This window comes from Citrobacter sp. Cf125, assembly GCF_030333935.1.
Taxonomy (GTDB): Bacteria; Pseudomonadota; Gammaproteobacteria; order Enterobacterales; family Enterobacteriaceae; genus Citrobacter; species Citrobacter freundii.
This window is the reverse complement of sequence record NZ_JAOWEY010000015.1, coordinates 28,169-48,478: the sequence shown is the minus strand read 5'-3', so window position 1 is coordinate 48,478 and position 20,310 is coordinate 28,169. Positions and strand designations below refer to the sequence as shown.

General features: G+C 53.9%; 17 protein-coding genes and 4 tRNA genes. 5 read left to right on the top strand and 16 right to left on the bottom strand.

The features are described from left to right. Window positions 1-47: 47 nt before the first annotated feature. The 6 genes from uvrD to lptM form a co-directional block, all read right to left on the bottom strand. Window positions 48-2,210: a DNA helicase II gene (gene uvrD, locus OGV89_RS00990; protein ID WP_286558018.1), complete on the bottom strand. Its 2,163-nt coding sequence runs from the start codon at window positions 2,208-2,210 to the stop codon at window positions 48-50. Between the two features lie 64 nt (window positions 2,211-2,274). Next, complete coding sequence (gene yigB, locus OGV89_RS00985) at window positions 2,275-2,991, bottom strand: 5-amino-6-(5-phospho-D-ribitylamino)uracil phosphatase YigB (protein ID WP_003017925.1); 717 nt, start codon at window positions 2,989-2,991, stop codon at window positions 2,275-2,277. Then, a complete protein-coding gene (gene xerC, locus OGV89_RS00980) occupies window positions 2,991-3,893 on the bottom strand; it encodes a tyrosine recombinase XerC (protein ID WP_286558016.1) in 903 nt (300 codons plus the stop codon). The genes yigB and xerC overlap by 1 nt, the downstream gene beginning before the upstream one ends. Further along, the gene (locus tag OGV89_RS00975; protein WP_048234251.1) at window positions 3,890-4,597 is read right to left on the bottom strand and encodes a DUF484 domain-containing protein; all 708 of its coding nucleotides are present in this window, start codon (window positions 4,595-4,597) and stop codon (window positions 3,890-3,892) included. Before OGV89_RS00975 ends, xerC begins: the two co-directional genes overlap by 4 nt. Next, window positions 4,594-5,418, bottom strand: coding sequence for a diaminopimelate epimerase (gene dapF / locus OGV89_RS00970; protein WP_003841207.1), 825 nt, complete (start codon window positions 5,416-5,418; stop codon window positions 4,594-4,596). Before dapF ends, OGV89_RS00975 begins: the two co-directional genes overlap by 4 nt. Window positions 5,419-5,467: 49 nt before the next feature. Next, on the bottom strand, window positions 5,468-5,671 hold the full coding sequence (lptM, locus tag OGV89_RS00965) for an LPS translocon maturation chaperone LptM (protein WP_003017937.1): 204 nt from the start codon (window positions 5,669-5,671) through the stop codon (window positions 5,468-5,470). Between the two features lie 138 nt (window positions 5,672-5,809). On the opposite strand from lptM, the gene cyaY reads away from it, so the two are divergent. Beyond that, on the top strand, window positions 5,810-6,130 hold the full coding sequence (gene cyaY / locus OGV89_RS00960; protein ID WP_003017943.1) for an iron donor protein CyaY: 321 nt from the start codon (window positions 5,810-5,812) through the stop codon (window positions 6,128-6,130). Window positions 6,131-6,224: 94 nt separating this feature from the next. Here cyaY and cyaA read toward each other — a convergent pair whose 3' ends face one another. After that, window positions 6,225-8,771 (bottom strand): class I adenylate cyclase, encoded by a 2,547-nt coding sequence (gene cyaA / locus OGV89_RS00955; protein ID WP_003017946.1) that lies wholly within the window; start codon window positions 8,769-8,771, stop codon window positions 6,225-6,227. 390 nt (window positions 8,772-9,161) lie between these two features. Between cyaA and hemC the strand changes: the two genes are divergently transcribed. The 4 genes from hemC to hemY are packed head-to-tail and all read left to right on the top strand — an operon-like array spanning window position 9,162 to window position 13,239. Beyond that, entirely contained in the window at window positions 9,162-10,103 is a 942-nt protein-coding gene (gene hemC, locus OGV89_RS00950; protein ID WP_003841203.1) for a hydroxymethylbilane synthase, read from the top strand. Further along, the gene (gene hemD / locus OGV89_RS00945) at window positions 10,100-10,840 is read left to right on the top strand and encodes a uroporphyrinogen-III synthase (RefSeq protein WP_005133323.1); all 741 of its coding nucleotides are present in this window, start codon (window positions 10,100-10,102) and stop codon (window positions 10,838-10,840) included. The genes hemC and hemD overlap by 4 nt, the downstream gene beginning before the upstream one ends. A 21-nt stretch (window positions 10,841-10,861) precedes the next feature. Then, the gene (gene hemX, locus OGV89_RS00940) at window positions 10,862-12,037 is read left to right on the top strand and encodes a uroporphyrinogen-III C-methyltransferase (protein ID WP_286558013.1); all 1,176 of its coding nucleotides are present in this window, start codon (window positions 10,862-10,864) and stop codon (window positions 12,035-12,037) included. A 2-nt stretch (window positions 12,038-12,039) separates the two neighbouring features. Next, complete coding sequence (gene hemY, locus OGV89_RS00935; protein ID WP_003017958.1) at window positions 12,040-13,239, top strand: protoheme IX biogenesis protein HemY; 1,200 nt, start codon at window positions 12,040-12,042, stop codon at window positions 13,237-13,239. 454 nt (window positions 13,240-13,693) lie between these two features. Here the strand turns inward: hemY and OGV89_RS00930 are convergent. From OGV89_RS00930 to wzxE, 9 genes are all read right to left on the bottom strand, one after another. Next, window positions 13,694-13,770 (bottom strand) — tRNA-Pro (locus tag OGV89_RS00930). A 41-nt stretch (window positions 13,771-13,811) separates the two neighbouring features. Then, window positions 13,812-13,897: transfer RNA gene (locus tag OGV89_RS00925), tRNA-Leu, on the bottom strand. Window positions 13,898-13,917: 20 nt separating this feature from the next. Beyond that, window positions 13,918-13,993 (bottom strand) — tRNA-His (locus OGV89_RS00920). A 56-nt stretch (window positions 13,994-14,049) separates the two neighbouring features. Then, window positions 14,050-14,126: transfer RNA gene (locus OGV89_RS00915), tRNA-Arg, on the bottom strand. 102 nt (window positions 14,127-14,228) lie between these two features. Beyond that, the gene (gene thrP / locus OGV89_RS00910; RefSeq protein ID WP_286558010.1) at window positions 14,229-15,614 is read right to left on the bottom strand and encodes a bifunctional threonine/serine APC transporter ThrP; all 1,386 of its coding nucleotides are present in this window, start codon (window positions 15,612-15,614) and stop codon (window positions 14,229-14,231) included. 277 nt (window positions 15,615-15,891) lie between these two features. Further along, on the bottom strand, window positions 15,892-16,632 hold the full coding sequence (gene wecG, locus OGV89_RS00905; protein WP_061549305.1) for a lipopolysaccharide N-acetylmannosaminouronosyltransferase: 741 nt from the start codon (window positions 16,630-16,632) through the stop codon (window positions 15,892-15,894). Then, on the bottom strand, window positions 16,632-17,987 hold the full coding sequence (wzyE, locus tag OGV89_RS00900; RefSeq protein WP_003017967.1) for an ECA oligosaccharide polymerase: 1,356 nt from the start codon (window positions 17,985-17,987) through the stop codon (window positions 16,632-16,634). The genes wecG and wzyE overlap by 1 nt, the downstream gene beginning before the upstream one ends. Then, a complete protein-coding gene (locus OGV89_RS00895) occupies window positions 17,984-19,063 on the bottom strand; it encodes a TDP-N-acetylfucosamine:lipid II N-acetylfucosaminyltransferase (RefSeq protein ID WP_286558007.1) in 1,080 nt (359 codons plus the stop codon). The genes wzyE and OGV89_RS00895 overlap by 4 nt, the downstream gene beginning before the upstream one ends. After that, window positions 19,060-20,310 (bottom strand): lipid III flippase WzxE, encoded by a 1,251-nt coding sequence (gene wzxE, locus OGV89_RS00890; protein WP_286558005.1) that lies wholly within the window; start codon window positions 20,308-20,310, stop codon window positions 19,060-19,062. The genes OGV89_RS00895 and wzxE overlap by 4 nt, the downstream gene beginning before the upstream one ends.

Sequence of the window (20,310 nt, the reverse complement as noted above, 5' to 3'; positions counted from 1 at the left end):
CAGTAAGGCTAGCAGATCGTTACAAAATAATGATATTTTTCTGAAAGTTATACCGTTTCCAGTCGGGCATAGGCCGCCACCAGCCATTTGATCCCCTGCCCCTGGAACGCAACCTGCAAACGACTGTGCTCGCCGCTGCCTTCCAGATTGACAATGGTGCCCTCGCCAAACTTGGCATGGCGTACGCGCTGCCCAAGTTTGTAGCCGGTATCGTTTTCCGCCATTGGCGTGCCCATCCGCTGATGGCTCACCGGACGGCTGACCGTGGCGCGCAGACGTACCTCTTCAACACACGCTTCCGGTAGTTCACCAATAAAGCGCGACGGGCGATGGTAAACCTCTTTGCCGTACAGACGACGCGTTTCGGCGTAGGTCAGCGTCAGCTTTTGCATCGCGCGGGTCACGCCGACGTAGGCCAGGCGGCGTTCCTCTTCGAGACGTCCGCCTTCGTCCAGCGACATCTGGCTGGGGAACATGCCTTCTTCCATGCCGACGATAAACACCTGCGGGAACTCCAGACCTTTCGCCGAGTGCAGGGTCATCAGCTGAACCGCATCCTGCCAGGTATCCGCCTGCCCTTCGCCCGCCTCCAGCGCGGCGTGAGACAGGAACGCCTGCAACGGCATTAAGTCTTCATCTTCCTCGTTGTAGCTAAACTGGCGCGTTGCCGTCACCAGTTCGTCTAAGTTTTCGATACGCGTCTGGCCCTTCTCGCCTTTTTCCTGCTCGTACATCATGCGCAGGCCGGAGTCTTTAATCACCCGGTCAGTTTGCACGTGCAGCGGCATATCGGCGGTCTCCTGGGCCAGTGCGTCAATCAGCTCCATAAAACGCTGTAAGGCGCTGGCAGCGCGCCCCGCGAGGGCTTTTTCCTGCAACAGCTCACGACAAGCCTGCCACAACGTTAGCTGGCGGTCACGGGAGGTCTGACGCACCACATCTAAAGTACGATCGCCAATCCCGCGGGTCGGTGTATTCACCACGCGCTCAAATGCGGCGTCGTCATTGCGATTAGCGATCAGGCGCAGGTAAGAGAGCGCATCTTTGATTTCCTGGCGCTCGAAGAAGCGCATCCCGCCATAAATCCGATACGGCATGCTGGCCTGTAACAACGCCTCTTCCAGTACGCGCGACTGGGCGTTGCTGCGGTACAGAATAGCGCATTGTTCAAGCGCGCCGCCGTTGTCCTGCCAGGTCTTGATGCGGTTAACGACAAAACGCGCTTCATCAAGTTCGTTGAACGCGCAGTAAAGCGAGATCGGTTCACCGTCGACACCGTCGGTCCACAGCTTTTTACCCAGACGCCCGTTGTTGTTCTCAATCAGGGCGTTAGCTGCGCTGAGGATATTGTTGGTCGAGCGGTAATTCTGCTCCAGACGAATGGTTTCTGCGCCCGGGAAATCGGTGAGGAAGCGCTGGATGTTTTCCACCTGCGCCCCGCGCCAGCCGTAGATCGACTGGTCGTCATCACCCACGATCATCACTTTACCGGTATCGCCCGCCAGGAGGCGGACCCAGGCGTATTGAATGTTGTTGGTATCCTGAAATTCGTCCACCAGGATATTGGTAAAGCGTTCGCGATAGTGCTGCAGGATATGCGGCTTGTTGAGCCACAGTTCATGGGCGCGCAGTAGCAGCTCGGCGAAATCCACCAGCCCGGCGCGATCACACGCTTCCTGGTAAGCCTGATACACTTTCTGCCAGGTTTGCTCAACCGGGTTGCCATAGCTCTGCAGATGGTGCGGGCGCAGCCCTTCGTCTTTCTGACTATTGATAAACCACATCGCCTGACGCGGCGGCCACTGCTTCTCATCCAGGTTCATCGCCTTGATCAGGCGCTTGAGCAGACGCAGTTGGTCTTCGCTGTCGAGGATCTGGAAATCCTGCGGCAGGTTGGCATCCATATGGTGCGCGCGCAGCAGACGGTGCGCCAGACCGTGGAACGTCCCCACCCACATACCGCCCTGGCTGGTTCCCATGATCTGACCAATACGGTGGCGCATTTCCGCTGCCGCTTTGTTGGTAAAGGTTACCGCCATAATCGAATACGGCGAGTTGTTCTCTACCGTCAGTAACCAGGCGATACGGTGCACCAGCACGCGCGTTTTACCACTCCCCGCGCCTGCCAGAACCAACATGTTGCTGCGTGGCGCGGCCACAGCCTGGCGCTGTTCGTCATTGAGGCTATCGAGCAGGTAAGAAACGTCCATTGGCACCGCCGGAATCAACAGGGCCCAGCCGGACCCCTGGGAATTTATACAGAGTTGTTGGTGATTATATCAGCGAGGTCAGAGATGCCAACTGTGAAATTTCGATATGCGGCAGCAAACGGCTGTCAGCGGTGTGCATCAGGTCGGCATTTTCCGGTTTGATCCAGCAGGCCTGCATACCACAACGGATAGCGCCCGCGACGTCTGTCGTCAGGTCATCACCCACATGCAGGATCTCACCTACAGGCATTTTCAGTTTTTCCGCCGCCAGCGTGTACATGTCGCTGAACGGTTTTGATCGTCCGTCGGGACCGGCGCGCAGCACAAACTCAAAGTAATCACCCAGGCCAAACAGTTCCGGCTGCGCGTTACCGTTGGTGATCGCCACCAGCGGCCATTTGCGAGCCAGCGCTTTCAGCGTGTCATGCGTCGTCTGTGGGACTTCAATGCGGCTACGCCATTTGGCAAAATTCATCATCGCCGCATTCGCCCCCATTCTGGCTTCTGCCGCTGACAAACCCGCCTCCAGCATAGCGCGTTCTACGGCCCGGTGACGCCATTGGGTAACATCGTGATAGATTTCCGGCTCGGCGTCACGAACGGCCTGACGCAAGCGCTGTAGGTCGCTATTTTGCAGCGAATTCAACGCCGGATGGTAATTCTGTACAAACGCGAGCGCTTCCTGCTCGGTGCGTGTGATAACGGGACGGTTATCGTAAAGGGTGTCATCAAGGTCAAAGGTGAGCGCAGAAATGCGCCCCAAAGGCCGGTAAAAACGCATTATTTCCCCCGTTTGGCGCGCGGATGCGCCGCATCGTACACTGAAGCCAGGTGTTGAAAATCAAGATGGGTATAGATTTGAGTTGTGGAGAGATTGGCATGACCCAATAACTCCTGCACTCCGCGCAGATCGCCGCTCGACTCCAGCATATGCGTCGCAAAGGAGTGGCGTAATTTGTGGGGATGTACGTGGCTGTTCAGCCCCTGCTTGATACCCCATTCAGCAAAGCGTTTCTGCACGTTACGCGCCGAGATGCGTTTGCCCAGTTTGGACAGAAATAGCGCATCGTCATCGCAGCCAAAGAGTCCGCGCAGATCCAGCCAGTGCTCAATCCACGCCACCGCATTGCGGCCAATCGGCAGGCGACGCTCTTTACTGCCCTTACCCATCACCCACACTTCGCCGGTGTCGAGATCGAGATGTTTAATATCCAGCCCAACCAGTTCAGATAAACGCAGACCCGCGCCGTACATCACTTCCAGCATCGCTCTATCACGCACGGCAAGGGGGTCGTTGAGATCGATATCCAGCAGACGATTAACGTCGTCGACATCGATATTTTTAGGCAGATGACGCGGTGCTTTCGGCGCGGAAACGCTTTTTGCCGGATTGGCTTTCAGTTCGCCCTGATTAACCAGCCAGTCGAAGAAACTGCGTAACGCGGAGAGACGCAGCGCCAGACTCGCCGGCCCCAATCCTTTACGACGGCTGCGAACAGCAAAACTGCGCACCATGGCGGCATCACATTGTTGCCAGCTTTGCAGACCGGTCACTCCGGCTAACGCAATGATGGCATCAAGCTGACGCTGATAATTAAGCAAGGTGATCGGGCTAAGCTGGCGCTCAACGCCCAGATAGCGCAAAAAGCGCGCCACATCCTGAGAAAGGGGTGAATCGGTCATACGCGTTCAATCCAGCGCTCCAGCAGCTCCGGCAACATCAGCGAGATTTCCTGCAGCAATTGCGTGCCTTGCCCCTGCTGGTAATGATTAACATCACGACTGCTAAACAGCATCACGCCAAGGGATCCATCCTGCCCGAGCATCGACATCGCGACTGAGCCTATGGCTTTCGCCTCCGGCATCATGACCAGCAATTCAGGACCATTGAGCGGCCCAAGATAGTGCTGCGACTGGCCCAAACGCTGGATACGCAACGGTTCAAAAGCCTGACGGCTTAATGCCAGATGGGTGAATTTTGATGGCGCGCCAAGTCGCCAGCGATCCGGGAACAGACGAACAGTCGCTCCGGCCAGCCCTAACTCACGCGCCCAGCGATGCAAGCGCATCAGCATGTCGTCAAGACTGCTGGCCGCCACCAGACGTCCTTGCAGATTTAACAGACGATAGAACAGGCTTTCATTGGCGTTGGCCTGTTCCATCAACAGCGCCATGTTCTCTTCCAGCACGTTAATATGATTACGCGCCCGCGCCATATGCCATTCCACTAAAGAGACCGTGCCCCGCACTGGGTGCGGAACTCGCATCGCTTCAACGGCCTGGGCATTACGGATAAAAAACTCAGGATTACGTTGCAGATAATCGACGACCGCCCGATCGTCGAGCTCCATGAGCGTTTCCTGTAGTTCTTCCCCTGGTTGCTTCATAAGTGAATAAATCCGTCGTAGACATGTGCCGCCGGGCCAGTCATATACAGCGGATGACCCGGACCTTTCCAGGCGATATCAAGTCGACCGCCCGGTAATTCCACCCTCACTTCTTCTGCCAGCAGCCCCTGCTGGATACCGACTGCAACGGCGGCGCATGCACCGCTGCCGCAGGCCTGCGTTTCACCCGCGCCGCGCTCATAGACGCGCAGTCGGATATGCTCGCGTTTTACCACCTGCATAAATCCGATGTTGGCGCGTTCAGGGAAGCGTTCATGGCTTTCCAGAACCGGTCCCAGTGTTTCTACCGTGGCCGTATCAACGTCATCAACCTGAATCACGCAGTGCGGGTTCCCCATTGAAACCACGCCGCACAATACTGTCTGTTCGGCCACGCGCATAATATAGGTCTTCTCTGCTTTATTAGCGCGAAAAGGAACCTGCGAGGGTTCAAAATTGGGTTCGCCCATATTCACCCGCACCAGCTCGTCGTCGGTTACGGTTAATACCATACGACCATTCGCGGTACTGACGCGAATATCGCGCTTATTGGTCAGCCCTTTCAGGCGAACAAAACGGGCAAAACAGCGGGCGCCATTGCCGCACTGTGACACTTCACTGCCGTCGGCATTAAAAATACGGTAGTGGAAATCCAGCTCCGGATCATACGGAGGTTCAACCACCAGCAGTTGATCAAATCCAACGCCGAGATGTCTGTCGGCCAGGCGGCGGATCAGCTCTGGTGAGAAAAAGACATTCTGCGTTACCGCGTCGACGACCATAAAATCGTTGCCAAGGCCATGCATTTTAGAGAATTGCATCATTCACTCCGTTCACGCGGGTACAGAAATGTAAAATCTATTCCTGCCGTTAGTAATTCACCTGAGAAGGCCCATCACTAATCCCACGATCGTTTTTCTCAGGCGTGGTGGATTGCGATTGCGGCTGAACGCTCTTGGTCGGAGGCGGCGCGGTTTTATCAGCTGGTGGGAAATAGAGCGGGCCTTTTAGCCCACAGCCCGTCAGGCTGAACAGAGTAAAAATGACAGCGAGTGGCTTTAACACGTTTTTCATTATTGATGGCCTGTAAAGTTCATGCTTTCTGTTTTCTATCATCGCAGGAGAAGGCGTAAAAGCAAGAGTTTGGCTAAAAACTGCATCGCGATTTATTCCACGTTATACTGCGGGCATCAAGAAAAATAGGATAAGAAAATGAACGACAGTGAATTTCATCGCCTTGCTGACACCCTGTGGATGACCATTGAAGAACGTCTGGATGACTGGGATGGCGACAGCGATATTGATTGTGAGATCAACGGCGGCGTTCTGACCATCAGTTTCGAAAACGGCAGCAAAATTATCATTAACCGTCAGGAGCCGCTGCACCAGGTATGGCTGGCGACCAAACAGGGCGGCTACCATTTTGACCTGAAAGGCGACGAGTGGATCTGCGACCGAAGCGGCGAAACGTTCTGGGATCTGCTGGAACAGGCGGCAACGCAGCAGGCAGGTGAAGAGGTGAGCTTCCACTAAGTGTGATTGCCGGATGCGCTTCGCTTATCCTGCCTGGGTATCTCGCGCATTTGGAGGCCGGATAAGGTGTTTACACCGCCATCCGGCACTATGCTTAAGAGAAATACTGCTGCAACTGCGGCGCGTCGTTGTCCTGATTAACGGGCGGAACAGCGCTAATCGGCTGGGTGCGGAACGGAATCACCTGCGCGCGCCCGTCGGTTTTCACAATCTGATAGAACTGCGGCAGGTTAAAGTTGATGAAGCTGGAGCCGTAGGTAAAACGATCGTGCGACGATGAGTAGAAACGGCTGACGTCGCGTACCAGTTCCTCTTTACTACCTTCGCAGTGGTGATACACCTCAGCCCGATTGCTTTCGTCCAGAATGTAGATATTAAAGCCCTGCTCATCACCCGTTTCTTCGAAAAAGAACTGAATGATCCCTTCACTGGCAAATCCGTCCACCACCGACGGGAGTTTCACATGGTTGGTCTCAACCTGGACGGAAAGCCCGTGCAGTTTGTTATGTGAAATCGCGCCATAGAATTCAATCGCATTTTCCAGCTTCTGTACCGAGACGTTCAGGCGTTCGAAGAACAGCCCCCACGTCTGGCCGGAAACACGCAGCGCTTTGAAACGTCCGGTTTCCTGACGGGTGCTGGAGAGGCGTAGTTCGATGCACTCAGACACCAGTTGCTGAACGCGGGTGCGAATTAAACCGCGCAGATGCTGGCTATAGCAGAAAACCTCGACGCTATCTGGCGGCGCGGCATCCTGGTGCATTTTGCCCAGAATCGTTTTTAACGCTTCAATCATCGCCTGCTCGCCGTTGAAGTGCAGCGTACGCACCTCATTCCACGAGTTGCGGTACAGCAGGTCTACGCTACCCACCAGGCATTTTTGCTCTTCACCAAAACTGAAGACGTCCAGCTTACGGAAATCAAAATGCACCACCTGATTGCGAAACGCTGCCGTCGGGTCATATTCGAGGTTAACGATAATCGCCAGATGGCGAATTTCGCATGGGCTATAGAGCGCTTTCGGCGTTGGCGCAGGCAGTCGCAGTGGGAAGTGGTGCGACACGTCGGCGACCATTTCCTGCAGCTTCGGCAAATCAACAATGCCGTTGCCCTTAATAAACAAATGCGTACGCGAAGTCAGCAGGCCATTGAACCAGGCCCACGCCACCAGCTTGTTGAGATAGCGGTTATATTCCAGCGGCTGATGGCTGATGATCGAGTCCATGTTAGGCGCGCGGTTGTAGAGATACCAACCCGAACGGTTGGCACGACCCGGCGGTACATGGATAAAGGTCAGATTCGGTTCCGAGAGATCCGGAGATATCTGCGGGTTCACCAGCGTGACCTTACCCGGCAACGCTTCAAACGCAGCATACAGCTTACGGGTCAGCACGCCGATATCCTGCGGACTGGCGCTGACGCTGAGGTTATTGCGCCGCGCAAAGCGGATCAGGTTACGATAGCTCTGCATCATCGCATCGAGCAGTTCGTTATGCGCTTCACGTACCTGGTCAATCTTCCAGTTAGCGCGGTTATCCAGCATGGTCAGACGGGTGTCATCCCAGCCCCACTCTTTCACTAACTGACTTAATACTTCACGACGCCAGCCCACGCAGGCGCGCTCACGGCTCAGTTTCTCGCACACTTTTAAGTAGAAACATCGACGTACTAAATCCAGGCGCGTCGGATCTTCGATCGCCGTGAGGTACTCGGTAACGCGCTCCAGCATCATGCAGTAAGGGTCGAGACCAAAAGAGACGATCTCGCCGTCATGCAAGCGCTGTTTAATGTCTTTCGCCAACAGGCGTGGGTTGGGATATTCCCAGGAATAGGCTTCCAGCAACAGCGTTTTCAGCACCGCTTTGTACGGGGAGTCGATACTCTTGTACAACTGCCAGAGGCTGGCGCCAAAGTACTCTTCGGCGGAAAGCGAACTGAGTCCGCCGAGATCCAGCCATTCGTTTGGCGTTAACACCCCCTGTGCGTAGAGCGTCATGACGTAATCGTCGTAGTGCTCTTCTTCGTCGCCCGGCACCATATTCCACAGAATACGTTTACCCGCGAGGCGCACAGCGGTGCGATAGAATTCATCCAGCAACAGGATATGCTGCGTCGAACCACAGTCTTCACCACCCAGACTGCCGCTTTCATTGTGACGGAAACGGTTTTCGTCAATCAGGAAGAAACTGACTTCCACGCCCAACGAGGCCGCCCAGCTTTCCAGCAGGCTACATTTACGCTGCAGCAGTTGGCGCTCTTCGCTATCCAGCCAGGATTGATGGCAGACCCAGATATCAAGGTCAGACGAACAGCTTTGCCCTACCGAAGAGGTACTGCCCATTGAGTAAACGCCGGTGATCGGCAGTTCGCCCTTCGGCGGGTCCTGCGGCGACATACCGCGGTACAGTTCCAGCTCGTTCAGGTAGTGGCGTTGGGTTTCATCAGGCGTGTATAGGCATATGCCCTTGGGAACGTTACCATCAAGGTAACCCGGCATCAGCGGATGGTGGTAGTGCAATAATGTCGGCAGCAGACTGTATACCTGCTGGAAAGCAGGTCCCATGGCAGCAAGCGCGCGATCCACACGCAGTTGATTTATGGCATCCAGTCTCTGTTTCAGAGTCTCAATATAGAGGTACAAGACGTATCGCCTGATGTTGCATCCGTCATGGCGTCGATAGCAGCGGCGCAAACGCTCACCACCCTCGTCATCAGTCCGGATAAACCGTATGTCAAAAATAACCGTTACCTTTTTCCCCTGCACTTTTATTAGTTACAGATGAAAAAATGGTCTAAAACGTGATCAATTTAACACCTTGCTCATTGACCGTAAAGAAAGATGCGCTACATACCAGTGTAGCACCGTTCGTTACGTGTAAATTCCTTCATACGGTCGGGAGGTTTTTCTCGTCATTATTCACTGACAGTGATGATGCAGCGCCTTTCCTCTCACTTACGTTTGAGCGTAACGCTGACATCCCTTTGATAAGGATGTTAGGATGGTCAATGATTGATAATGACGGTAACAAGCATGTTAGACAATGTTTTGAGAATTGCCACACGCCAAAGCCCCCTTGCGCTCTGGCAGGCACATTATGTCAAAGACGCCTTAATGGCAAACCACCCAGGTCTGATCGTGGAACTGGTTCCTATGGTAACCCGTGGCGATGTGATCCTTGATACCCCGCTGGCGAAAGTCGGAGGGAAAGGGTTGTTTGTTAAAGAGCTGGAAGTCGCGCTGCTGGAAAAACGCGCCGATATCGCCGTGCATTCCATGAAGGATGTGCCGGTTGAATTCCCTGACGGTCTTGGACTGGTCACCATTTGCGAGCGAGAGGATCCGCGTGATGCTTTCGTCTCAAATAAGTACAACACGCTGGATGAACTCCCCGCAGGCAGCATCGTTGGGACATCCAGTTTGCGTCGCCAATGCCAGTTGGCGAAGCGTCGCCCGGATCTCGTCATCCGTTCGCTACGCGGCAACGTAGGCACGCGCCTCAGCAAACTGGATAACGGCGATTATGACGCCATTATTCTGGCGGTCGCTGGATTAAAACGTTTAGGTCTTGAGTCGCGAGTCCGTACCGCTCTGCCGCCGGAAGTCTCCCTGCCCGCTGTCGGACAAGGCGCAGTAGGCATAGAATGTCGACTGGATGATATGCGCACTCAGGCGCTGTTAGCGCCGCTCAACCATGAAGAAACCGCGCTACGCGTCAAAGCAGAACGCGCCATGAACACCCGCCTGGAAGGGGGATGTCAGGTACCTATTGGTAGCTATGCCGAAATCATCGACGGTGAGATTTGGCTACGTGCGCTGGTCGGCGCGCCAGACGGTTCACAGATGGTATGCGGAGAACGTCGCGGCGCCACACAGGATGCCGAACAGATGGGCATCTCTCTGGCAGAAGAACTGCTGGAGAACGGTGCGCGCGCCATTCTGGCTGAAGTTTATAACGGAGAAGCACCCGCATGAGTATTCTGGTCACCCGCCCGTCTCCCGCTGGGGAAGAGTTAGTGAGCCGTCTGCGCACACTGGGGCAGGTGGCCTGGAGTTTTCCGCTCATCGAGTTTTCACCTGGTCGGGAACTGGCAACGCTTGCTTCCCGACTGTCGGCGCTGACGGAGAACGATCTGGTCTTCGCCCTCTCGCAGCACGCCGTTACCTTTGCAGATGCCGAGCTTCAGCAGCAAGAGAAAAGCTGGCCATCCCTTCCGCGGTATTTTGCCATTGGCCGTACAACGGCGCTGGCGCTGCATACTGTTAGCGGCTTCAATATTCACTACCCTCTGGATCGGGAAATTAGCGAAGTCTTGCTACAATTACCTGAATTACAAAATATTGCGGGAAAACGCGCGCTTATATTACGCGGCAACGGTGGCCGTGAGCTGATAGGTGAAACCCTGACGGCACGCGGAGCCGATGTCGATTTTTGTGAATGTTATCAACGCAGTGCAAAATATTACGATGGTGCAGAAGAAGCGATGCGCTGGCAATCCCGTGGCGTAACCACGGTGGTCGTCACTAGCGGAGAGATGCTACAACAGCTCTGGACGCTTATTCCACAGTGGTATCGTGAGCACTGGTTACTACGCTGTCGGCTGCTGGTCGTCAGTGAGCGTCTGGCGCACCTCGCCCGGGAACTGGGCTGGCAAGATATTAAGGTCGCTGATAACGCCGACAACGATGCGCTACTACGCGCATTACAATAACTCTCATAATGGGATGCCATAATGACGGAACAAGAAAAATCCTCCGCCGTGGTTGAAGAGACCAGGGAGGCCGTGGAAACCACGTCACAGCCAGTTAATACTGAAAAAAAGAGTAAGAACAGCACGGCGCTGATTCTGAGCGCTGTGGCGATTGCTATTGCGCTGGCAGCAGGCGTTGGGCTGTACGGCTGGGGGAAACAACAGGCAACAACACAAACGGCAACCAGCGATGCGCTGGCGAACCAGCTGACGGCACTGCAAAAAGCGCAGGAAAGCCAGAAAGCTGAGCTGGAAGGTATTATTAAACAGCAGGCAACGCAGCTGGATGAAGCCACTCGCCAGCAGGCCGCGCTGGTCAAACAGCTTGATGAAGTCCAGCAAAAAGTCGCCACCATCTCCGGCAACGATGCTGGAACATGGCTGCTGGCGCAGGCTGATTTCCTGGTGAAACTGGCTGGTCGCAAATTATGGAGCGATCAGGACGTCACCACCGCCGCCGCGCTGCTGAAAAGCGCCGATGCCAGTCTGGCAGATATGAACGACCCGAGCTTAATTACCGCGCGACGTGCGATTACTGACGATATCGCGAGCCTCTCCGCGGTGACTCAGGTCGACTATGACGGCATTATCCTGAAAGTGAATCAACTCTCTAATCAGATCGATAACCTGCGTTTGGCCGACAACGACACCGACGATTCACCGATGGACTCGGACAGCAGCGAGCTTTCCAGCTCGATTAGCGAATGGCGCGTCAATCTGCAAAAAAGCTGGCAGAACTTTATGGACAGCTTTATCACCGTGCGCCGTCGTGATGAAACTGCCGTACCGCTGCTGGCACCGAACCAGGACGTTTACTTACGTGAAAATATCCGTTCCCGCCTGTTAGTAGCGGCCCAGGCCGTGCCGCGTCATCAGGAAGAGACATACCGCCAGGCGCTGGAAAATGTCTCCACATGGGTGCGTGCTTACTACGACACCGACGATGCAGCGACCAAAGCGTTCCTTGAAGAAGTAGACCAACTGAGCCAGCAAAGCATCAGTATGGATGTCCCGGAAACGCTGCAGAGTCAGGCTATTCTCGACAAGTTAATGCAGACCCGCGTACGTAATTTACTGGCGCAACCTGCCACAGCACCGGTAGCAGCAGCGCCAGCGCCTTCGACAGACGCTCCGGCAACCGCGCCGCAAGGAGAATAATGATGCTAAAAGTATTGTTGCTCTTTGTGCTGTTGATCGCCGGGATCGTCGTCGGTCCGATGATAGCCGGTCATCAGGGCTATGTGCTGATCCAGACGGATAACTACAATATCGAAACCAGCGTGACGGGCCTGGTGATCATCCTGATCGTCGCCATGGTCGTCCTGTTTGCGATTGAATGGCTGTTGCGCCGAATTTTCCGCACCGGCGCACATACCCGTGGGTGGTTTGTGGGTCGTAAACGTCGTCGCGCCCGTAAGCAGACCGAACAGGCGCTGCTCAAACTGGCAGAAGGTGACTATCAGCAGGTTGAGAAGCTGATGTCGAAAAATGCCGATCATGCAGAACAACCAGTAGTGAATTACCTGCTGGCGGCAGAAGCGGCTCAGCAGCGCGGTGACGAAGCTCGCGCCAACCAACACCTTGAGCGTGCTGCCGAACTGGCGGGAAATGATACGATCCCGGTAGAAATCGCTCGCGTTCGCCTGCAACTGGCGCGTAATGAAAATCACGCCGCACGCCACAGCATAGACAAACTGCTGGAAGTAACGCCACGTCATCCGGAAGTGCTGCGTCTGGCTGAGCAGGCCTACATTCGCACCGGCGCATGGAGTTCCTTGCTGGATATCATCCCATCCATGGCAAAAGCGCATGTGGGTGATGACGAGCACCGCGCCATGCTGGAACAACAGGCATGGGTTGGCTTGATGGATCAGGTCCGCGCCGATCAGGGCAGCGAGGGGCTGCGTGCATGGTGGAAAAACCAGAACCGTAAAACTCGTCATCAGGTTGCTTTGCAGGTAGCAATGGCTGAACATCTGATTGAGTGTGACGATCACGATACGGCGCAGCAGGTCATCATTGATGGTTTGAAACGTCAGTACGATGACCGTCTGGTGCTGCCAATCCCGCGTCTGAAAACCAATAATCCGGAACAGATAGAAAAAGTGCTGCGCCAGCAGATTAAAGCCGTGGGCGATCGCCCGTTGCTGTGGAGTACGCTGGGTCAGTCGTTAATGAAGCATGGGGAATGGCAAGAAGCCACGCTCGCCTTCCGTGCCGCTCTCAAACAGCGCCCGGATGCCTATGACTACGCCTGGCTTGCTGACGCTCTGGACAGACTGCATCAGCCGGAAGAAGCCGCCACCATGCGTCGTGATGGCCTGATGTTGACGTTGCAGAACAACAATCCCCCGCAGTAACTCCTGAATGCCCGGTAGCGCTTTCGCTTACCGGGCCTACATATTTTTCAATCGTATACACAAAATCATTCGAGAAGCAGTTCGAAGGATTTTGTGTATGCATAAAAAAACGCCCGCTCGGTAAGGAGCAGGCGTTAAACAGGTCTGTATGACAACATAAATGGGTGCTTCACTCAACGTTATGTCCATGGTGTTTGATGAGGCTACGCGACATCTGTCTGTGGACGATAAGCACCGTAAATGGCTCTGCATCATTCCTGAGTTTATGAGGCCAGAGGGCGAACATAAGAGATGGAATGAGCATCTACCCGCATATTATTGCACAAGGCATGCCACGATTGCACTGCAAAAACCAGGTATTCGGACTTTTTAAGACATCAGGTAATTCGCGGGAATAAAGGCTGAGAAGGGAAAATCAGAAAACAAAAAACCCCGCCGAAGCGGGGTTCAAAATTGGTCGGCGAGAGAGGATTCGAACCTCCGACCCACTGGTCCCAAACCAGTTGCGCTACCAAGCTGCGCTACTCGCCGTTTTACTGCTTTTTGAATTTTTAGTTCAATTCTTTAAGTCGTGGTGCGAGGGGGGGGACTCGAACCCCCACATCCTAAGGACACTAACACCTGAAGCTAGCGCGTCTACCAATTCCGCCACCTTCGCATTTCACAACTTTAAATTAATGGGGTGGCTAATGGGATTCGAACCCACGACAACTGGAATCACAATCCAGGGCTCTACCAACTGAGCTATAGCCACCACTGCAAATCTTTTACGCGGTATTAAAACCACCGCAGCTCTGGCACCCTACTAAATGGTGCGCCCGACAGGATTCGAACCTGAGACCTCTGCCTCCGGAGGGCAGCGCTCTATCCAGCTGAGCTACGGGCGCTTAGCGCCGTTGCGGGGCTGGATATTACGGAGGTCTCGGTCTTCTGTCTAGTGCTTTTTTAAAATAAATTATCGTTTGGTCATGGTTTGTGCGTTTTGTCGCTTATTCCCGCAATTTATGGGCTGTGCCATGACGATTCAGACCAAAAACCTTATAAATGAACGTCACGGCCAACAAGAAACCTATGCCAACAAAAAGCGACATTCGGGTATCTTCATTAAAGTACATGCCAATTAATACGCAAATCAGGAACGCCATCGTCAAATAATTCGCCCACGGGAACAGAATGGAGCGGAATGGATGACTGGCAATCGCCGCTTTATGCGCCTGACGGAAACGCAGCTGGCTTATCAGGATCACAAACCACGGCACCATCCCCGGCAACACGCTGGCGCTATAGACATAAACAAACACGCGCTGCGGATTGGGAATGATGTAGTTCAGGCACGAACCAATCAGCAGGATCGCGATAGAAATGGCCACGCCGGCAACCGGTACGCCATGGCGAGAAACTTTCCCAACAGCGGCGGGGAGCTGGCGATTCTTGGCCAGCGCGTAGAGCATACGCCCACAGCTGTACATGCCGCTATTACAACCCGACAGCGCCGCCGTCAGGACCACAAAGTTAATAATCCCCGCCGCGGCGGTAATACCAATCTTGGCAAAGGTGAGAACAAACGGACTGCCGTTGCTGCCAATCTCGTTCCACGGGAAAATAGTGACGATAACAAAAATTGCGCCAACGTAGAAAATCAGGATACGCCACAGCACTTTACCTACCGCGCTACGCAGCGTGACCTGTGGGTTCTTCGCTTCACCTGCAGTAATGCCAATCAGCTCCACGCCCTGGTAAGAAGCCACGACAATACACAATGCTGTCAGGAAGCCCTTCCAACCACCGGCAAAGAAACCGCCGTGTTCGGTCAGGTTGCCAAAGCCGATCGCCTGACCGCCATTACCAAAACCGAAGAAAATCACCCCTAACCCAATGACGATCATCACAATGATGGTGGTCACTTTGATCATGGCAAACCAGAACTCAATTTCACCATACAAGCGAACTGCGGCGAGGTTCGCCAATGCAACCAGTCCGACCGCGATCAGTGCGGGTATCCATTGCGCCATTTCCGGGAACCAGAACTGGACGTACACCCCGATGGCGGTAATCTCTGAGATCCCCACCGCCATCCACATAAACCAGTATGACCAGGCGGTGAGATAGCCAAAGAAGGGGCTCATATAACGGTGAGCGTAAACAGCGAATGAACCGGCAACCGGCTCGAGGAATAACATCTCCCCCATAGAACGCATAATGAAAAATACGAACAGCCCGGCGACGATATACGCCAGCAGAACCGAAGGTCCCGCCCATTTCAGGGTACTGGCGGCCCCCATAAACAGCCCGACGCCAATAGTGCCCCCGAGGGCAATTAATTCGATGTGACGAGCCTCCAGCCCACGCTGTAGCTCAGGTTTGTTCTCGGCCATAAATCCTCTTGTTGTGTTTGCATGCTGTCCGGTATTACCGGTTCTCGTTATGGGTACATCTTGTTATGTCATAACAGGCTATACGACACCGACCGCTTAGCAGTTGGCGTCAAAACTCCACGGCACTGAAATGATTGTTGCGAATGGTTTCCTAAAATCGCTTAAATGGCAATTAAAGCATTCAAAAAATGAATATATTGTGCGAGAAAGCAGCGATTATGTTGTGAATAAGTAGCGTAATTAGCAGATCACGCTACTTATCAGAGGAGAGAGGGCGTCAGAGGTTGCCGGTATAGTGCCAGCGTAGATAGCGTAATAAGCGAAGTTGTCGAGTAATACGGCTCGGTTGCGACAATAAGCGATACAGCCACTCCAGCCCCAGATTTTGCCAGATTTTAGGCGCACGCTTAACGTGACCGGTAAAGACGTCGTAGGTGCCACCCACGCCCATATACAGCGCGTCAGGGTGAGTCTTGCGGCAATCACGCATAAAGATCTCTTGTTTCGGCGAACCCATCGCCACCGTCACAATTTGCGCGCCGCTGGCGTGAATACGCTCAAATAACGCCTGACACTGCTCTGAGGTAAAATAACCATCCTGGCTACCCACAATGTTCACACGCCACTGTGCACGTAGTTTTGCCTCTGTTTGCGCCAGAACTTCAGGCTTGCCACCAACCAGGAAAACAGGCGTTCCGTTTTGCCCGGCTCGCGCCATCAGCGCTTCCCAAAGGTCAGCACCGGCCACACGTGAAACCTGCGCCTGTGGGAATTTTTTGCGCACCGAACGCACCACGCTAATCCCATCCGCATATTTGAACTCCGCGGCGTTGATCAGCTCCCTCACTTCAGGATTATCTTCTGCTGTCAGCATTTTCTCAGCGTTGATAGCCACCAGCGTTCCTGACCTGAGGTGTCCTTCGGCAAACAGGTAATTCAGCGCATGTTGCATATCGCGCCAGCCAATCAGTTGTAATCCGCGCAGCGAATACAGCGGCGCAGTTATGTTATCTGTCATTACGATCCTTCAATTTGTGTCCGGGGCAGCGACTTGATTCGTTTATGGATGAGTCCTGCGCTATCGAATAGCCAAAACAGCAGTTTTGCCATCAGTAGGCAAACGCCAAAAATCACGAGGAAAAAGACCACTCGCGAGACAAACGAATCCAGCCCTTCACGTGCCAACACGATCATATTGAAAATGGCGCCAAAACAGAAACTGTGCAAAATCGCCGCCTTATAGCGATTGGTTTCTTGGTTACCTAGCTCATACAGCCAGTCGAACCACTTGATAATGAGTCCAACGACAATCGCGCCTAATGGTATAAAAAGCGCCCCGCCCATCACCACCAGTGAACCAATTAACGTCGGCGAAATCGCCAGTCCCGAGTGGTTGTTCAACACTTCCCAGGTAAAGTAGTTCGCTGAGTTGAGTACAATACTCGGCCGCCCAGGCCACAGCCAGGAAGGGATAAAGACATAGAAGTCACGAACAATCGGCGCCAGCCCCTGGAACTCAATATTGTGGTAATTCTGCAGCAACAGCGCCAGGTTCTCCCACGGCGAGAAGGTGTCGCGCGTAAGGTACAGGAACGTATAGAACGCCTCATCGCCGCTAACGCTCATTCCGTAGCGCTTCAAGGCCAGCCAGAACATCCCGACAATACCCAGCACGCCTGCGGCGACCAACATCCACAGCGAAATCCAGCCGCGAATAATGCCGATAAACAAGAAGATGGCAAACGCGATTATGATATTGGCGCGTGTCCCGCCCACAATCATATAGGTCAGCAAACCAAACGCGACGGTGCTCACCAGGAAGAACAACCACGCTTTGCTGTCCTGACGCAGGAAATAAACCACCAGCATGGCCGGAATGAAGAAGTAGAAGAAACGCTTCAGAGCGACCCCAGAGACTTCGCTGGAAAAAATCTGGCTATAGGATTGCAGTCTGAACAGCAGGAATCCGTTGTGCATAAAGAAGACGCCCACGCTCACCAGCGCAATCGCCATCAGGATAACCCAGGTCAAATGGGCTTCAACGCGATTGATAGTAAACAGCGGCCTGCGCGGCTTACCCTCTACTCGCTTACGCAATCGCGTTTTATACGTCACGTAGTAGACGGCATAGAAACAGGCTGCTGACAGCAAGGCCTGCAGCAGGATCTCCGGCGGAGCCACTGCCACATCAAAGCGGAACACCAGGATGCTGGTTAACGGGAATCCGAAGAAGAACGTCAGCAAGAACAACAATGAGAAGAAAACATTGAAGTTAAAACGTACGCGGCGGAACTCAAACCAGGTCAGCGTGGCGATAAACAAGGTGGAGAGCAGCCAGACTACCAGCAGACCGCTGAATTGCATCAGGCTCATACGGTTTCTCCTGAAGCAATGCGCAGCGCGTTATACCACGGCTGCAGATAATTCGGGCTAAAGAAGGTAATCGTGTTTTTATCTACCGATGCCAACTGGCGCTGCGCTTCACGTACGACGCCTTCATTGAGATCATCCGTGGTAAATAACACCGGAAGATTCTGTTCCACCATATCCTGCCAGAAGGGATTTTCACGGTTGAGCACGCACGGGATACCCGCCTGGATCAGCAAACACAGGGTACCGATCCCCTGCTGTCGGGCAAAAATAAAGTAACCCAAATCGCATTGCCGCAATAATGTTAGATAGGCATCAAATTCCAGCTTTTCACTTAAAATTTGCAGATTATCAGCGCTAAATAATGCCATACCGGCCTGGCGAACCTCGTCGATATAGGCCTCATTATTGGCGGGATAACCCATCGGCACAATCACGTTCACCGTGTCGCCGAACTGCTGATGGACAGCACGCAGCGCGGCAACATGCTCATTGCTGCGATCGCCAGAGTTGCCAACCAGCACCGTCATCTTGCCGCTGCGCTGACAATCATTGCTCATGTTATTGAGTGAAGGATCCATTCGCGTTGGGAAATAGAGCAACTCACCCCGTAGATGCGGATGTTGCTCGGCGAAATAACGTAAATCGCCCCGTGTGGCAAACACGCAGCCCACGCGATTCTGCGCCATGCGGCGAATCGGGTAAAACAGGCGGAATTTCAGCCCACTGGAGACTTCGTATAAATCAGCACCCCAGATATGCCAGTAAAACTGCGTCGGTTTAATTCCCCCGCCCAGCAGCGCCAACCACAGGCTGGTGTTGAACTGACCGTGGAAGAAGAATCGCTGTTGGCGATTCGCTTTTGCTTTCGCGATAACTGCTTCGGCTAACGCTTTTTTCCCGCTGTAAAAACTCAGCGATAACGCTGGGCAGCTCTCACTGAATCCCGCATCCTGACCGGCAACCATAAACGTGCGCGCGTGCTCGCTCGTCGCGGCAAGCGAGTCGTTGAAAAACCGCAACACGGTTTGGTTATGGTGAGGGATATCCGATCCCAGAACGTGAATCAGTACAGTCATGCCCGCCTACGCCAGAGTAAAAACACGCCACAACAAAGTGAAAAATAGACGATGTACGTTGCCATATAAGCCTGTGCCGCTCCCAGCGCACCATGTGCAGGGATCAGCCAGTGAGCAAACACCGTCAATAACATGAACTGGCTAATTTCAGCCAAAATATAAAACCGCAGCGACGCTTTCGCGATCACCAGATACCCAAAGACATACGCCCCAACTTTTAGTACATCGCCAACCAGTTGCCAGGCAAACAGATCGCGCATGGCGGTGAATTTTGCGGAGAAAAGCAGCCAGATAGCAAAGTCACGCAGTAGCCAAACGGTAAAGCTCGCGGCGGCAACTGCTGGTAACACGAACTTCAGCGACTTAACCACCTCGCGCGTAATGTCGCGCTTTTCAGTCAGTCGCGACAACGTCGGCAGCAAGTAAACGCTGAATGAAGCGGTAATGAATTGCAGATAAGCATCAGAGATACTGCTTACCCCCTGCCAAATCCCCACATCATCCCAACTGTACTGCGCCGCCAGCAGGTTTCGCATCATCACGTATGCCACAGGCAACGTTACGGAGGTAATCAGCGCCATCAGCGTAAACTTGCTTAGCTGTCCAGCCAGACCGTTATCCCACGAGGGTTTCAGGTAATGCAGAGGAATCGCCCCGCGCTTAATCAGCATAATAGCGGCAGGGATAACGACCAACGCGGGCACTAATGCCAGACCCAGCAAAGCGCCTTCATACCCTCCCAGGCGATAACAGCCATAATAAGCCACTACGCCCACCAGGCTACCCACAATCAGCGACAGCGCGTTACCCGCCGCATCGTGAAACCCCTTCATCAACGCCAGCAGCAGATTCGCCCAGGCAATGCCCATCTGCACCAGCGCAACCAGTCTTACCAGCCCCTGATAATGAGTATGACCAAACAATCCCTGACTGATTGGTGCGGCCGCCAGCAGAAAAATAACCGCCATCAGCGTAGAGAATCCCAGCACCATCGCGGAAGATGTACCGACGACCTTGCGGAGCAGGTTCGGATCGTCATGGTGCTGCGCAACATATTTCGTGACGCCGTTGAAAATGCCGGCCCCCGCCAGGACACCAAGCACGGTGACCATCTGGCGGAAGTTACCCGCCTGCCCCACGCCTGCCGGGCCAAACGACACCGCCAGCAGCTTCACGACCAGCAAACCCGCACCAATTTTTACCAGCGTACTGGCTGCCGTCCATAAGGACGCTTTAGCAAGCGACAT

Bases quoted from the DNA above. Each gene is read 5' to 3' on its own strand.
- uvrD (WP_286558018.1), bottom strand. From the start codon at position 2,210: ATGGACGTTTCTTACCTGCTCGATAGCCTCAATGACGAACAGCGCCAG.
- yigB (WP_003017925.1), bottom strand. From the start codon at position 2,991: ATGCGTTTTTACCGGCCTTTGGGGCGCATTTCTGCGCTCACCTTTGAC.
- xerC (WP_286558016.1), bottom strand. From the start codon at position 3,893: ATGACCGATTCACCCCTTTCTCAGGATGTGGCGCGCTTTTTGCGCTAT.
- OGV89_RS00975 (WP_048234251.1), bottom strand. From the start codon at position 4,597: ATGAAGCAACCAGGGGAAGAACTACAGGAAACGCTCATGGAGCTCGAC.
- dapF (WP_003841207.1), bottom strand. From the start codon at position 5,418: ATGCAATTCTCTAAAATGCATGGCCTTGGCAACGATTTTATGGTCGTC.
- lptM (WP_003017937.1), bottom strand. From the start codon at position 5,671: ATGAAAAACGTGTTAAAGCCACTCGCTGTCATTTTTACTCTGTTCAGC.
- cyaY (WP_003017943.1), top strand. From the start codon at position 5,810: ATGAACGACAGTGAATTTCATCGCCTTGCTGACACCCTGTGGATGACC.
- hemC (WP_003841203.1), top strand. From the start codon at position 9,162: ATGTTAGACAATGTTTTGAGAATTGCCACACGCCAAAGCCCCCTTGCG.
- hemD (WP_005133323.1), top strand. From the start codon at position 10,100: ATGAGTATTCTGGTCACCCGCCCGTCTCCCGCTGGGGAAGAGTTAGTG.
- hemX (WP_286558013.1), top strand. From the start codon at position 10,862: ATGACGGAACAAGAAAAATCCTCCGCCGTGGTTGAAGAGACCAGGGAG.
- hemY (WP_003017958.1), top strand. From the start codon at position 12,040: ATGCTAAAAGTATTGTTGCTCTTTGTGCTGTTGATCGCCGGGATCGTC.
- thrP (WP_286558010.1), bottom strand. From the start codon at position 15,614: ATGGCCGAGAACAAACCTGAGCTACAGCGTGGGCTGGAGGCTCGTCAC.
- wecG (WP_061549305.1), bottom strand. From the start codon at position 16,632: ATGACAGATAACATAACTGCGCCGCTGTATTCGCTGCGCGGATTACAA.
- wzyE (WP_003017967.1), bottom strand. From the start codon at position 17,987: ATGAGCCTGATGCAATTCAGCGGTCTGCTGGTAGTCTGGCTGCTCTCC.
- OGV89_RS00895 (WP_286558007.1), bottom strand. From the start codon at position 19,063: ATGACTGTACTGATTCACGTTCTGGGATCGGATATCCCTCACCATAAC.
- wzxE (WP_286558005.1), bottom strand. From the start codon at position 20,310: ATGTCGCTTGCTAAAGCGTCCTTATGGACGGCAGCCAGTACGCTGGTA.